Source organism: Microbacterium salitolerans (assembly GCF_019720895.1).
Classification (GTDB): domain Bacteria; phylum Actinomycetota; class Actinomycetes; order Actinomycetales; family Microbacteriaceae; genus Microbacterium.
Genome location: NZ_JAHKSH010000002.1, coordinates 270,526 through 284,506, shown reverse-complemented (window position 1 = coordinate 284,506; position 13,981 = coordinate 270,526). Strand labels below are relative to the sequence as shown.

14 protein-coding genes are annotated in these 13,981 nt (G+C 70.1%); 3 read left to right on the top strand and 11 right to left on the bottom strand.

What is annotated here, in order from left to right; translation table 11 throughout:
• Positions 1-21: 21 nt before the first annotated feature.
• The 4 genes from KOL93_RS04565 to KOL93_RS04550 are packed head-to-tail and all read right to left on the bottom strand — an operon-like array spanning position 22 to position 4,732.
• The gene (locus KOL93_RS04565) at positions 22-2,004 is read right to left on the bottom strand and encodes a helix-turn-helix transcriptional regulator (RefSeq protein WP_221584145.1); all 1,983 of its coding nucleotides are present in this window, start codon (positions 2,002-2,004) and stop codon (positions 22-24) included.
• Positions 2,005-2,047: 43 nt separating this feature from the next.
• Positions 2,048-3,001 carry an FKBP-type peptidyl-prolyl cis-trans isomerase gene (locus KOL93_RS04560; protein ID WP_221584144.1) on the bottom strand — a complete coding sequence of 318 codons (954 nt, stop codon included), beginning with the start codon at positions 2,999-3,001 and terminating at the stop codon, positions 2,048-2,050.
• A gap of 13 nt (positions 3,002-3,014) precedes the next feature.
• Positions 3,015-4,037 carry a tRNA (adenine-N1)-methyltransferase gene (locus KOL93_RS04555; RefSeq protein WP_221584143.1) on the bottom strand — a complete coding sequence of 341 codons (1,023 nt, stop codon included), beginning with the start codon at positions 4,035-4,037 and terminating at the stop codon, positions 3,015-3,017.
• Entirely contained in the window at positions 4,034-4,732 is a 699-nt protein-coding gene (locus KOL93_RS04550) for an HAD family hydrolase (RefSeq protein WP_308291537.1), read from the bottom strand. Before KOL93_RS04550 ends, KOL93_RS04555 begins: the two co-directional genes overlap by 4 nt.
• Positions 4,733-4,785: 53 nt before the next feature.
• On the opposite strand from KOL93_RS04550, the gene KOL93_RS04545 reads away from it, so the two are divergent.
• Positions 4,786-5,643, top strand: a complete 858-nt coding sequence (locus tag KOL93_RS04545; protein WP_308291536.1) for a PAC2 family protein — start codon at positions 4,786-4,788, stop codon at positions 5,641-5,643.
• A gap of 66 nt (positions 5,644-5,709) precedes the next feature.
• On the opposite strand, the gene KOL93_RS04540 is transcribed toward KOL93_RS04545, so the two are convergent.
• The 4 genes from KOL93_RS04540 to KOL93_RS04525 form a co-directional block, all read right to left on the bottom strand.
• Positions 5,710-6,552, bottom strand: a complete 843-nt coding sequence (locus tag KOL93_RS04540; RefSeq protein ID WP_221584139.1) for an undecaprenyl-diphosphate phosphatase — start codon at positions 6,550-6,552, stop codon at positions 5,710-5,712.
• Between the two features lie 25 nt (positions 6,553-6,577).
• Complete coding sequence (locus tag KOL93_RS04535) at positions 6,578-7,873, bottom strand: M20/M25/M40 family metallo-hydrolase (protein WP_221584138.1); 1,296 nt, start codon at positions 7,871-7,873, stop codon at positions 6,578-6,580.
• Positions 7,874-7,971: 98 nt separating this feature from the next.
• The gene (locus KOL93_RS04530) at positions 7,972-8,760 is read right to left on the bottom strand and encodes an ABC transporter permease (RefSeq protein WP_221584137.1); all 789 of its coding nucleotides are present in this window, start codon (positions 8,758-8,760) and stop codon (positions 7,972-7,974) included.
• The gene (locus KOL93_RS04525) at positions 8,757-9,491 is read right to left on the bottom strand and encodes an ABC transporter ATP-binding protein (protein WP_221584136.1); all 735 of its coding nucleotides are present in this window, start codon (positions 9,489-9,491) and stop codon (positions 8,757-8,759) included. The genes KOL93_RS04530 and KOL93_RS04525 overlap by 4 nt, the downstream gene beginning before the upstream one ends.
• A 142-nt stretch (positions 9,492-9,633) precedes the next feature.
• Between KOL93_RS04525 and KOL93_RS04520 the strand changes: the two genes are divergently transcribed.
• Together KOL93_RS04520 and KOL93_RS04515 are read left to right on the top strand one after the other, a co-directional pair.
• A complete protein-coding gene (locus tag KOL93_RS04520) occupies positions 9,634-10,764 on the top strand; it encodes a sensor histidine kinase (protein WP_221584134.1) in 1,131 nt (376 codons plus the stop codon).
• Positions 10,761-11,417, top strand: coding sequence for a response regulator (locus KOL93_RS04515; protein WP_221584133.1), 657 nt, complete (start codon positions 10,761-10,763; stop codon positions 11,415-11,417). The genes KOL93_RS04520 and KOL93_RS04515 overlap by 4 nt, the downstream gene beginning before the upstream one ends.
• Before the next feature lie 58 nt (positions 11,418-11,475).
• Here the strand turns inward: KOL93_RS04515 and KOL93_RS04510 are convergent, their stop codons facing one another.
• The 3 genes from KOL93_RS04510 to KOL93_RS04500 all read right to left on the bottom strand — a co-directional run bounded on the left by KOL93_RS04510 (position 11,476) and on the right by KOL93_RS04500 (position 13,941).
• On the bottom strand, positions 11,476-11,874 hold the full coding sequence (locus tag KOL93_RS04510) for an SHOCT domain-containing protein (protein WP_221584131.1): 399 nt from the start codon (positions 11,872-11,874) through the stop codon (positions 11,476-11,478).
• 191 nt (positions 11,875-12,065) lie between these two features.
• Positions 12,066-12,998: an ion transporter gene (locus tag KOL93_RS04505; protein ID WP_221584130.1), complete on the bottom strand. Its 933-nt coding sequence runs from the start codon at positions 12,996-12,998 to the stop codon at positions 12,066-12,068.
• An 85-nt stretch (positions 12,999-13,083) separates the two neighbouring features.
• Positions 13,084-13,941 (bottom strand): siderophore-interacting protein, encoded by an 858-nt coding sequence (locus KOL93_RS04500; RefSeq protein ID WP_221584128.1) that lies wholly within the window; start codon positions 13,939-13,941, stop codon positions 13,084-13,086.
• Positions 13,942-13,981: the final 40 nt, after the last annotated feature.

The window sequence follows — 13,981 nt, the reverse complement described above, 5'->3', positions numbered from 1 at the left end:
CGATGGGGGTCGTGTTCGCGGTCAGTCTAGCGCCGCCCGGTGAAGCTTTTCACCCGCCTCGGCCCACGCTGTGGTCGAATCGCGAGCGGCGAGCGGTGCGAGGACCTCTATGCGCCCTCCCCCGCGTGCCGCCAGACGCTTGACGGTGCCGACGTCGGCGACCGGGATCCGCGCGACCACGTCGTCGCCCGACTCCCGGATCTCCGCATGTTCGAGGTACGCGGCGATGAGGGGGCGGATCGTCTGCGGGAAGCGCAGCGTCGCGACGAGGTCGCCGTCTCGAGGCTCGAACAGTCGAGCCGTGACCTCCTCGACGTGTGCGGCGGGAGCGTCTGTGATCTCGACATCGCTCATACGCTCGAGCAGGAAGGTGCGCCCGGCCTCGCGGAGATGGCACCACCCCTGCAGATACCATTCGCCGCCCGAGAGCAGCAGTCCCGACGGGTCGACCGTGCGCGAGGTCTCGGCGCCGTCGGGGCGACGGTATGTGAATCGCACGGAGACGCGATCGCGGACGGCGCGAGAGAGATGACCGCGGAGGTCGGACGTCGGCGCGTCGACCACCACCGAGTCCGCCGGGTCCTCCGCGGCGCCGCGCGAGAGCTTCGCGCGCAGGTCGCTCACGGTCTGCCCGTCGGCGGCTCCCGGCATCGCCGCCACGAGCTGGAGGCCCGCGATGAGCGCGGCCGCCTCGCGTGCCGTGAAGCGCTGCACGCGGTCGATCCCGACTGTCTGCGTGAGACGCACGATGCCGCGCCGGTCGAGCAGCTCGTGATCCAGATCGAACGCCGCGCCCGTGTAGAGACCGCCCATCGGCTCGCCCACGAGCGTGAGCGTCGAGAGCATCTTCCGGAGCTCGTCGGCGCGCACGTCGAACTCCGCGGCGACCTCGGAGAGCGAGACGTCTCCGCGCTCGAGGAGCCACGGGACGAGTGTGAGGATCGTGCGGACCCGTTCGGCGGAGACGACGGGTGCCTTCCTCTTCTGACGCACGGGCTCAGCCCCCTCGGCCCGGCGCGGATCCGCGGGCCGTGCGTGAAGCAGGCGCACGGCGCGCAGCCGCTCGATCACGAGGTCCCGCAGGTCCGCCGGCTCGACGACGCGCGCCTCCGGCCCGTACGACGCGATCTCGTCGGCGAGCACGAACGCGTCGACGTACGGAACGACAAGACCCTGCACGGCCGCGTCGGGAATCGCTCGCCGCGAGAGCCGCAGAGCCGCCTCAGACCCCGGGGTCACCTCGATGAGCGCGTGCTGACGAGCGGCGACCTCGCGCAGGCCGCGGAGCGCTCTCTCGGCGGCGCCCTCCCGGAGCGCGGAGTCGAAGCGGGCCCCGGTCGTGCGGATCTCCGACACGATGCGACTGAGAAGGAACGTCCGCGGTCCGCCCGTCGCCGCGTCGTCTCCGTGGAGATGCCAGCGTCCCTCGAACTGCACGAGGGCGAGCGGGCTCACTGTTCGCATCCGGACGCGCTGAGATCCGGGGCGCAGGTAGGCGAACTGCACGACTGCGGCGCGATCGATCGCGGCTTCGAGCGGTGCGAATGCCTGCTCGCGGGCACTCAGCTGCGGAGTGAAGCCGAGAATCGGCTCGTCGACATCGATTCCGAGGGCTCGGATCTTGCGCAGTCCAGAGCGCGCCTCGCGTGACATGGTGGCCTCGCCCCAGGCCTCGGCCGCGAGGCTCAGCACCGCGAGCTCGGCCGGCGTGAACTCGAGGTCGTCGGGAAGGGCGTTGTCCTCGCGCGGAATGCGGTACCGCGCCTCGCGCATGTTCTGCGGATTCTCGCTGTCGCCGATGACCTCGATGCGCATTCCGAGTTCGACGAGAGTCGCCTTGTCTCGTTCGAACATGCGCTCGAGCGCCTCGGCCCCCTTGCGCGCCTGCTCGACGTAGCCCGTCACGCTGCCGAAGATCTGCGCTCGCGTGAGCCCCACCTCGGTTCCCAAGAGGGCGACCGTGAGGTTCATGAGCCGCTCTTCCGCACGGATCCGCTCTGCCACCTGGCAATCCTATGGCCAGACGAGCCGCATGGGCGTCAGAGCGTCAGCCGGCGGCGACGGCTCCCAGCACGTCGATGACCGTGATCGTCGCCGAGCCGCCCTGGCCCGGCACGATCGTCATGATCTGCGAGCCCACCGTCGCGCCCTCGAGCGCCTGAGGAACGCCTTCCGGCAGCTGATCCGCCGTCGTCGTCGCGGGCGCGCCGCTCTCCCAGGTGTTCGTCGACACGCTGCGCGTCGACCAGTCGACGCTCGTCATCTGGACGGTGAGCAGGTCACCCTCCCCGATCGCGTCGCCATCGCCCTTGAGCAGGGTCTGCGTGACCTGGTCGGTCGGCGCCGCTCCGTCGGGGACGATGACGCCGGGCACACCGTCCGGCGTGCGCACGACGCTCGGCAGACCGTGGCCATCGTTGTAGACGTGCGCACCGTCGGCGGCGCCGGGCACGACGCGGTGGACGTCGACGACCGCGATCATGCGGGTCGGATCGAGCTCGGCGCCCGTCTGCGCACCGTACTGCGTGATCTGCTGCGCGAAGGCCTCAGAAAGGCCCTCCTTGCCGAGCGCCGCGACGACGCGGGACCCCTCGGACGCGCACTCGAACGCGCTCTCGAGGCCCGGGAGCTGCTCGACGAGCGCCGACAGGCCGAGAACCTGCGACTGGTCGCCCGAATAGGTCGTGAGCGGGATCTCGACACCCGTCGTGCCCTCGTAGAGCGTCGCGTCGAAGCGCACGGCCTGCTGCATCGACTCGATGACGGGGCCGTCGCCCTGCTCGACATCGGCATGCTCCGCGTTCTCGGCGACGAACGGCATCGGGAAATCGACAGTCGGCTGGGAGCCGATCTCGCCGGACACCTCGACCGCGTTCATGAGGCTCGGATCGGTCACGGCCTCGCGTCCACAGGCTTCGGGAGTCTGCGGCGCCGACGAGCATCCCGCGAGGGCGAGAGCGGTCAGGCCAAGGACGGAGGCTACGGCTGTCGTCTTGCGCACCGGGTCAGTCTAATCAGGCTTCGGACGCGGAGTCGTCATCGGCGTCGCTCGCCCGCAGCTGCGCGGCGTGTCGCGCGCCGCCGGCGGCCTTCTCCGCCTCGCGGATCCGCTTGCGGAGGTTCTTGTCGGTGATCTCGCGGTCTCCGACGGATCCAGGGGTCCAGATCTCCTCGTCTTCGTCGCCGTAGCTGCGCTTGGACGCACGTCGCCTGACTTCAGGAGGGATCGCTCCGGGAGCGAGCTTGCGCGCCGTGATGAGGAACCCCGTGTGCCCCACCATGCGGTGGTCGGGCCGCACCGCGAGGCCGTCGACATGCCAGCCGCGCACCATGGTCTCGGTCGACTCCGGCTCGGTGAAGCTGCCCATTCCGCGCAGGAACTCGGCGATGCGGCTGAGCTGCGTGGCCGTCGCGACATAGCAGAGGACGACGCCGCCCGGCGCGAGCGCGTCGCTCACGGCCGGGAGCACCTCCCACGGCGCGAGCATGTCGAGCACGACGCGGTCGACCGCGCCGTGCTCGACATCGCGCGGAAGCGCGTCGGCGAGATCGCCCTCGTGGATCGACCAGGACCCCGGCACCTCGCCGAAGAACGTCTCGACGTTGGCGCGAGCCACGTCGGCGAACTCCATACGTCGCTCGAAGGACATCAGGCGTCCCTCGTGCCCGATGGCCCGCAGGAGCGACATCGAGAGCGCTCCCGATCCCACGCCCGCCTCGACCACGACGGCGCCGGGGAAGATGTCGGCCTGCGTGACGATCTGCGCCGCGTCCTTCGGGTAGACGATGGCGGCGCCGCGCGGCATCGACATGACGAAGTCGCGCAGGAGCGGGCGCATCGCGAGGTATTCGTGCCCCTCGCTGTTCGCGACCACCGATCCGTCGGGCTGTCCCTCGATCTGGGAGTGCGCGAGCACACCGAGATGTGTGTGCAGTTCGCCCTCCTCGCGCAGCGTGATGGTCTGCAGCTTCCCCTTGGGGCCCGTGAGCTGCACGCGGTCGCCGAAGCGGAACGGCCCCCGCGGTGCCGACGTCATCGGGCGTCCGCCGAGCCCGCGTCGCGGTGCGCGCGCCAGAACGCCGCCAGGTCCTCGGCCGAGCGCTTCTCGAGAGTGGGCCACAGCTCGAGCGCCCCGACGCCGCCGAGCGGGACGATGTGCGGCACGCCGAGCGCCGCGGCCCCCGATGCGACGGCGGAGGTCAGCCCCGTCGGGGAGTCCTCGATCGCCACGCAGTCGCGGATGTCGACGCCCAGCGCCTCGGCGCCCGCGAGGTACGGGTCCGGGAACGGCTTCGGCCGCGGCACGTCGTCGCCGCCGAGGATCGCGTCGAAGGCGTCGAACTCGATGAGGTCGGCGATCTGCGCGGCCATACGGTGACGCGACATCGTGACGATGGCCGTCTTGACCCCCGCGTCCCGCAGGTCGCGCAGAAGCTCCTGCGCCCCGGGCCGGAAGGGGATCCCGGACTCGGCCATCTGACGGAGGACCTCGTCGGTCAGGTGCTCGACGATCTCCTGCTCGCCCATGTCGACGCCCGCGCGCTGAAGGATCCGCGCGGACCCCTCGAGGTCGCTGCCGACGAGCTCGAGCGCATCGTCGTGCGTCCACGTGCCGCCGAACCGCTTCACGAGCGCCGTCTCGGCCGCCATCCAGTAGGGCTCGGTGTCGACGAGCGTGCCATCCATGTCCCAGAGCACGGCCTGAGGCCACGCGGTGTCGGTGAGAGTCACCGCACCAGCCTATGGGGATAGCCTGGTACGACGCCCAGGCAGAAGGGAGCCCGGTGGAAGAGAGCACGCAGCAGGCACTCGGCCCGCGCATCGCGGTCGCCGCGTTCGACGGCTGGAACGATGCCGGAGAAGCCGCGTCCACCGCCGTCGGCGTCCTGCGCGACACGCAGCCGAGCATCCAGATCGCCGCCGTCGACGCCGAGCTGTACTTCGACTACCAGTACACGCGTCCGTCCGTCCGCACCGACGGCGAAGGGCTGCGCGTGCTCGACTGGCCCGAGGCGACGCTGCATCGCCCGCTCGATCCGCGCGGATTCTGGACGCTGCGCGGCGTCGAACCGGCGCGCGCCTGGCGCGGATTCGTCGCCGAGTTCGTCGACACGCTCCTCGCGGAGGACATCACGGGCCTCGTCACGATCGGCGCCATGATGAGCGACGTGCCCCACACGCGCCCCATCGCGGTGCACTCGACGAGCGACAACGAGCTCCTTCGCAATCAGCTCGAGATCGATCGCAGCCGCTACGAGGGCCCGACGGGGATCCTCGGCGTCCTGGCCGACGCCACCGAGCGCGCCGGGATCCCGACCATGTCGATGTGGGCCAGTGTGCCGCACTACGTCGCGGGTGCCACGCCCTCCCCCAAGGCCACCCTCGCGCTGCTCGAGAAGCTCGGCGAGATCTCCGCCCGCGATGTCGCCCTCGGGTCGCTCCCGACCGAGGCGGCGACGTGGGAGGCGACGGTCGACGCGGCCGCCGCCGACGACGAGGAGATGACCGACTACATCCACCAGCTCGAAGAGGCCCGCGACACGTGGGACTCCCCCGAAGCCTCCGGCGACGCGATCGCGCAGGCGTTCGAGAAGTACCTCCGCGGGGACGGCCCCGGCAAGGGCCGTCCCCCGCGCGGGTGACGGGTCGGCGCGCGTTCCCCGATCGATCGTCGTCGGCGCAGGTCGCGGCGCCGACGACGACTCACCCTAGGCGGTGCCGAACGGGGTGAGCACGCCCATCGCGAGCAGGATCATGATCGCCGCGCCCAGCAGGATCCGGTAGATCACGAACGGCAGGAAGCTGCCGGTCTTGAGGTACCGCATGAGGTATGCGATCACGACCCAGCCGACGACGAACGCGACGACCGTCGCGACGATGGTCCCACTCCATCCGAGCGGACCGACGTCGCCCTCTTCGAGACCGTGCTTGAGCTCGTAGAGCCCCGAGCCGAAGACCGCAGGAATCGCCATGAGGAAGGCGAACTCCGCCGCGTCCGTGCGCTTGTACCCCAGGGCGCGCGCGGCGGTCGTCGTCGCTCCCGAGCGCGAGACGCCCGGGATGAGCGCGAGCGCCTGCGCGACGCCGATCGTCACTCCGTGCGGGTAGGTGACATCATGCATCTCGCGTCGGCGGGCGCCCCATCTGTCGGCGATCCCGAGGATGATGCCGAAGACGATGAGCACCGTCGCGACGAGCCACAGGTTGCGGAACACGTCGCGGATGTAGTCCTGCAGCGTGAAGCCGAGGATGCCGATCGGGATCGACGCGACGATCACGAGCCAGCCCATACGCGCGTCGGGATCGTTGCGCGGCACCTTGCCGACGAGCGACAGCGCCCACCGACTGATGATCGTGACGATCTTCGTCCAGAAGTAAACGAGAACGGCGACCTCTGTGCCGATCTGCGTGATGGCGGTGAAGGTCGCCCCGGGATCCGCCCCGGAGGGCAGGAACTCGCCGACGACGCGGATGTGCGCGCTCGACGAGATGGGGAGGAACTCCGTCAGGCCCTGGACCAGGCCGAGGATGATCGCCTCGATGATGTGCATGCTGCGGCGGGTCTTTCGTCGTGGATCAGTACGTGCGGATGAGATCGGTCAGCACGCGCTGCCCGAAGACGAGAGCATCCAACGGAACGCGCTCGTCGACACCATGGAACATGCCCGTGAAGTCGAGTTCACGGGGAAGTTTCAGGGGCGCGAAGCCGTAGCCCGCGATCCCGAGTCGAGACAGCGCCTTGTTGTCGGTTCCTGCGCCGAGCAGGTACGGCAGAACCGGAACACCGGGATCGTGGGCGCCGAGCGCTCCCACCATCGCCTCCACGAGCTCGCCTTCGAAGGGGATCTCGAGGCCGATGTCGGTGTGGAAGATCTCGATCTCGATGTCGTCGCCGATCAGCGCCTGGATCTCGGCGAGGACGCGCTTCTCCATGCCCGGGAGCACGCGCACGTCGACCGTCGCGGTCGCCATGTCGGGGATCACATTGTGCTTGTAGCCCGCGGTGAGCCCGGTCGGGTTCGCGGTCGTGCGCCACGTCGAGGCGAGGAACGCCTCGGCGGGGCCCGCGGCCTTTGCGACGTGGTCGGGATCCCCCGTGCCGTCGCCGCAGATGTCCCGCATGCCGTCGAGCAGTGCGCGCGTCGTCTCGGTGAGCTCGACCGGCCAGCTGGTGGATCCGAGCTTCTGGATCGCGTCGGCGATGCGGGTCACGGCGTTGTCGGGGTGCACGCGACTGCCGTGTCCGGCGCGTCCGCGGGCGATCAGCGTCATCCACATGAGCGCCTTCTCGCCCACCTGCAGCAGGTACGCCGACGCGTCACCCACGGGGATCGAGTAGCCGCCGACCTCGCTGATGGCCTCGGTCGCGCCCGCGAACCACTCGGGGTGCGCCTCGACGACCCGGTGGGATCCCTCGACGCCGCCGTTCTCCTCGTCGCTGAAGAAGGCGAGGATCAGGTCGCGCTCGGGCTTCTCCCCCGCGCGGAGCAGGTCAGCGACCGCGCAGAGGATCATCGCGTCCATGTTCTTCATATCGACGGCGCCGCGGCCCCAGAGCAGACCGTCGCGGATCTCTCCGGAGAACGGATCCACCGACCAGTCGCCCGCGACCGCCGGTACGACGTCGAGGTGGCCGTGCAGCACCAGTGCGGGCTTGTCGGGATTCCGCCCCTCGACGCGCGCGACGACGTTCGTCCGACGCTCGACGGGCTCGTAGAACTCGGGCTCGAGGCCGAGCTCGCGCAGGAACGCTCCGACGTACTCGGCGGCCTCTCGCTCGCCCTTCGCGTTCCCGCCGCCGTAGTTCGTCGTATCGATGCGGATGAGATCGCGCGCGATGCGCACGACGTCGGGAAGCGGGGATTCAGACATGCGCTTCACGCTACCCGTTCGACGTGTCGCGCCCTCGTTGCCGACTGCGCCCGTGCCGAGATTGTCTGGCTGTCCGTCCCGCGGCTCTCCGCCCGACGTCACCTGCGCCAGCGGAACAGGCGCATCGAGACGACCGACCCGACGACGGCCACTGCGGCGAGCGCGATCAGCGCGCTCCCGGGAACGGGCTCGCCGAGCCACGCGTGCTGCAGCGCGGTCACTCCTGCGCCGAACGGCGTCCACTCGCCGATCGTGCGGACGACATCCGGGAGATTCTGTGCGCCCCCGAACAGCCCGCCGACCGCGCCGAGGGCGAAGAAGGCGACGAGGCCGATCGCGACGGAGGCGTTCGCCGTCGGCGACACGGCGGCGACGACCATGCCGAGCGCGTACATGGCCGCGCACACGAGCAGCAGCACGCCCACCGTCGCGGCGACGTCGACAGGACCGACGATGTCGAATGCGAGGAAAGAGATGGTAGTCGCGATGCCGATGCCGACGGCCGTCTGAACGAAGGAGGTGATCACCTGGGCACCGAGCACCATCGCCGGCCGCACGGGAGTCGCGGCGAGCCGTGTGAGCAGTCCCTCCTTGCGATACGTCGCGAGGAAGGACGGCATGTTCACGACGCCGACGAGCGCGATGACCATGACGAGCATGAGCGGCAGCACGAACACCTCGAGGACGGAGCGCCCGCCGGTCCCCGGCAATGTCTCGCCGCTGACGGCCATCCCGTTGACGATGAGGAAGAGGCTCGGCATGCCGATGGGCACGATGAGACCCGCGGTGTCACGCGCCACGGTCCGCATCTCGGCCAGCGTCAGCTGGGTCCAGGCGCGGATCCCGGGCGCCTTCGGTCGCGGGATGTCGTATCCGGTCGCAGTCATGCTCGCTCCTCCGCTTCGCGCGCCTGCGCACTCAGAGTGAGGAAGGCTTCCTCGAGATCTTCGGCGCCCGCATGCCGCCGCACGTCCTCGGGAGAGCCCTCCGCGACGATCCGGCCGCTGTCGAGGACGATCAGACGCTCGCAGAGGCGTTCGACCTCATCCATGGAGTGGCTCACGAGCAGGATCGTGACGCCCTCGGCCCGGAGGTCCTCGATCACGCGCCAGATGCCGCGGCGCCCGTCAGGGTCGAGACCGGTCGTGAGCTCATCGAGGATGACGACGCGCGGACGCCCGACAAGAGCGGCGCCGACTGACAGCCGTTGGCGCTGGCCACCGGAGAGGTTCTCCGTCCGCGTCTGGCGCACATCGTCGAGGCCGAGCTGGTGGATGAGCTCATCCGGATCGGCGCCATGCCGATGGAACGAGCGGTGCAGGCGCATGTTCTCGGCGACGGTGAGCGAGAAGTGCAGCAGGGCGTCCTGGAGCTGCACACCGAGGATGCTGCGCACGCGTGCGCGGTCGCGGACGGGGTCCAGCCCCAGGACGCGGACCGACCCGGACGTGGGCTTCCGGAGCCCGGCGATCGTCTCGACGAGCGTGGTCTTGCCGGCTCCATTGCGACCGAGGATCCCGATCGTCTCTCCGATCGGCACCTCGAGGTCGACTCCGTCCAGGGCGGCCCGACCTCGGTAGACGCGGCGGACGCCTCGTGTCTCGACGGCACTGGTCATGGTGATCCCCCTGATCGTTCGGCGGCTGTCGTGGCTTCGACGCTACGGAGGACGAACATGCCGGGCGCGTGGCAGGAGTCACCTCTTCTGCCCATGACTTCCGGCACGGGCGCGCCGAGCGTCGAGTCGATAGCGTGGGGTCGTGCGCAGAATCGACTCCGGCCTCGTGCTGGTGGCTCTCATCACGCTTCTGTGCGCTGTCCTGGCCGTGCCGTACGTCGTGCTGACCGCCGCCGGGAACGACGTCGCGCTCGGCCCGACGTGGCTGTGGCCCATCGTCTTCGCGGCGTTCCTCGCCGCATACCTGGCGACATCGTTCCTCGCCGAGCACCGTGCCCGCGTCCTCGCCGTGTCCGTGTTCTGCGCGCAGCAGGTGCTCGCGATCGCAAGCGTCCTGCTCCTGCAGGGAGCGATGGGCTTCACCGCCGTGATCCTCGTGTTCGGCGCGGCGCTGAGCTGCTACCTGCTGCCGACGTGGGGCACGGCGCTCGTCGTCGCGGCCAACGCCGCGGCCGTCTTCGTCCAGGCCGCTCCGCAGTCGTTCGCCGACCAGATCGTCGGCGCCGCCTTCTACCTCGCGATCCAGATCGTCGCCGTCTACACCGTGCGCGTGTGGCAGGCCGAGGAGAGGTCGCGGCGCCGGCTCGCCGAAGCGCACGTCGAGCTGGCCGCGACGGGGGCGCTGCTCGAACGTTCTGCGCGCGGCGAGGAGCGTCTGCGCATCTCACGCGATCTGCACGATGTCGTCGGCCACCAGCTCACGGCTCTCGCCCTCGAACTCGAGATCGCGTCGCACCGCGCGACGGGGCCGGCGCGCGAGAACATCGCGCGGGCGCGGTCGATCGCGAAGGATCTGCTCGGCGACGTGCGCGCGACCGTGTCGGCCGTGCGCGACGACGACGAGCCCCTCGAGGCCGCGCTTCGCCGTGTCGTCTCCGGCGTTCCGCGTCCCGAGGTCCGTGTGACGACCCCGACCGATCTGACGGTCGACGCGGAGAGCGCGACCGCGCTCATCCGCACCGCGCAGGAGGTGCTCACGAACACGATCCGGCACGCAAGCGGAGCCCGCCGCCTCGACATCGACGTGACGCAGAATCCGCGGGAAGGATCCGTCGTCCTCGACGCGCACGACGACGGAACGGCGCCCCGTGACATCCGACCCGGCAACGGCCTCCGCGGAATCCGCGAACGCGTCGAGGCACTCGGCGGGACGGCCGAGTTCGGCCGGCACCCGGACGGGGGCCTCCACGTGCGCGTGATGATCCCGACATGACAGCGCTGCGCGTTCTCGTCGTCGACGACCAGACCCTGGTCCGGCAGGGCATCCGCGGACTCCTCGAGGTCGGCGACGGAGTCGAGGTCGTCGGCGAGGCCGCCGATGGTGCGGAGGCGCTCGATGCGATCGCCCGACTCCAGCCCGATGTCGTGCTGCTCGACCTCCGTATGCCGGGACTCGATGGGATCGGCACCCTCGAGGAGCTCCGCCGCCGCGGAGCCGAGGTGCCGGTGCTCGTCCTGACGACGTTCGACGACGCCGAGCTCGTGCTCGCCGCGATGCGGGCAGGCGCACGCGGCTACCTCCTCAAGGACGTCACGCTCGAACAGCTCGCCCGCGGGATCCGCACGGTCGCCGACGGCGGCACGATGCTGCAGCCCGCGCTCACCGAGCGCCTGCTGCGCGAGGCGGAGAGGTCGGCCCCTGACCCGGCCGGCTCCTTCGCGATCCTCGAGGCGCTCACGGCGCGCGAACTTGACGTGCTGCATCTCATGGCGGGCGGTTACAGCAACCGCGAGATCGCCGTCATGCTGCACCTCGCGGAGGGGACCGTGAAGAACCATGTGTCCGCGATCCTCGTCAAACTCGCCTCACGCGACCGCACGCAGGCGGTGCTGCGCGCGCTGCACGCAGGTCTCCTGACCGGGTGACGACGCCACAGGGCCGGATGCCCCGAGGCATCCGGCCCTGTCCTGCGGGCGTCGCGGCCTAGGACAGCGCGATCGCCTTGGCCTTGAGGGCCTCGTACTCCCGCTGGTCGATCGTGCCGGCGTCGAGCAGGTCCTTCGCCTTGGCGATCTCCGTCGCCGGGCTCGCCGCCGTGCCGGCCGCGTCACGGATGTAGTCCTCGGCCGCCTGCTGTGCGGCGCGCGCGTCGGTCGCCTGACGCTCGGCCATGCCCTTTCCGCGTGCGATGACGTAGGCGAGAGCCGTCAGGAACGGCACGAAGACGAGCAGAACGATCCACAGCGCCTTCCACCAGCCGTTGAGCTTGCGGTCGCGGAACAGGTCACCGATGATCGCGAAGATCGCGAACAGGTAGGCGATGAACGCAAACACCCAGATGAACCACCAGATCAGGTCCCAGAAGTTCTCCCAGAGATCCATTGACGTGCCTTTCTTCGCAAGGATGTCCCCGTCGTGACGACGGGGTGCGGAACATACTCTCGGTTATGGCCAGGGGGTGATGCGGTGGGGACCGCACTCACTCCCTGCGATGACCTTAGCGCCCTCGTGGAACGGCGGTGACACGCGGCGTCATCGTGGGGTGCCCTGATCCGCGCGCGACGGGCGGCAGCTCAGCGATCACGCCCCTCGTCGTCTGCCGTGCGCGCCAGCAGCGCGCGAAGCTGATCCGTCGTCTGCTGGGACTGCGCGAGCATCGCGGTGAGCTGCTCCCGGAGATCCGCAGACGCCTCCGGCGCATCGACCTCCGCACCGTGGGAGCGAGCCGTGTGTGCGGCCCCGGCCGCGACGGCTCCCGATGTCGCGCCCGCGGCGACGCCCGCGGACGCGTCGGACGCCTCCGGCTCCGGTGTGCTCGCGTCGCCGCTCACCGCGTCGGCGCCCTCGCCCGGTCCGAGGAAGAGGTTCGCGAGATAGCCGGTGAACGTTCCGAAGATGCCGACGCCCACCACGATGATGAGTGCGCCGATCAGACGCCCCGAGTCCGTGACCGGGAACTGGTCGCCGTAGCCGACCGTGGAGATCGTCACGATCGTGTACCAGAGGGCGTCCGATGCCGTGGTGATGTTCGCGCCGTCCGCGCGCCCCTCGACGGCGAGGATCGAGAGGCTGCCGAACTGGAGCACGAGCACGCCGAGCAGCAGCAGGGTCATGAGCGTGCTGTTGGCGCGGTCGTGCACGAGCGTGTGCCAGATGGTGCGCGGCCCGAGATCGCGCATCAGGCGGACGACCCGCAGCAGGCGGAACACGCGCAGCACCTTGAGGTGCGGGAACGGCAGGCTCGCGAGGAGGTCGGCCCATCCGAAGCCCCGGAAGAAGTACCGCGCGGCCGACGTCGAGGTCGCCATGCGATAGATGAAGTCGCCGAGGAAGATCAGGCTGAACAGGGCGTTCATCATCGACAGGATGAGCTGGAGCGCACCGTCGGAGTGGAAGGCGAAGACGAAGACGAGGTTCACGATCGAAAGAACCGAGAGCACTCCGATGAAGATCTCGTACGCCGTGTTCTTGAGCTCGGAGCGCACCCTCGCGCGTCGCCTGATCATGGCCCCATTGTGCCTGAGCGCCGTCGCCGCCCGTGGAAGCCGGGGAGGCGATCCGCCGCCTGCCCCCGGCCCCTCACGCGGTCGCTCAGGCGTCCGGCTCGAAGATCTGCCCCGTGGGCGTGCGCTTCTCCGCCTGGAAGGTGTCCTCCGCGCGCCCGTGCGCCCAGTACGCCGACAGCGAGAGCAGCCGGCGGTCGATCCCCCACCCCGCGTGGACCAGCGGGCGCAGACGCTTCATGGCCTCGCGCTCTCCGTGTGCGAAGACGTCGACCGCGATGTTCGGCGCGGGCAGCGCCTCCACGGCCTCGACGAGAGGAACGCCGAACGCGCGTCCATCGCGGTGGATCCAGCGCACCTCGACGCCATGCGGCGCCGCGAGGTCGAGCTCGTCGCCGGCCGCGCCCACCTCGATGAGCGCGAGACCTCGCGCCGCGGCGTCGAGGCTCTCGAGCGCCGCTGCGATGGCCGGGATCGCCGACTCATCGCCGAAGAACAGGTGCGCGTCGACGTCAGGTGACGGCTCGTACTGCGCGCCGGGTCCCATGAGCGCGACGCGATCTCCCGGGACGGCGCTCGCCGCCCACGGGCCCGCGATCCCCTCGTCGCCGTGCACGACGAAGTCGACCGCCATCGTGCCGGCCGCCTCGTCGATCGATCGCACCGTGTACGTGCGTCGCGACGGCATGTCCTCGGGAGCGAGAGTCTCCCGCAGCGCATCGAGATCGTATGGCGGCTCGAGCCCCAGCTCGGGCTTCGCGAAGAGCAGCTTCACGTACTTGTCGGTCTTCGGCTGCTTCTGCGCATCGACGCTCTCGACGAACGCGGCGAATGCCGCGCCTCCCAGGTGCACACGCACCATGCCGGGCGCGATCCGCTCCGTGCGGTCCACGTCGAACACGTACTGGGCCTTCTGGCGCCGCGCGCCCGGGGTCTCGGAGTTCATCCCATCCATCATGCCAGGGAAGTTAGGCATGCCTCACCAA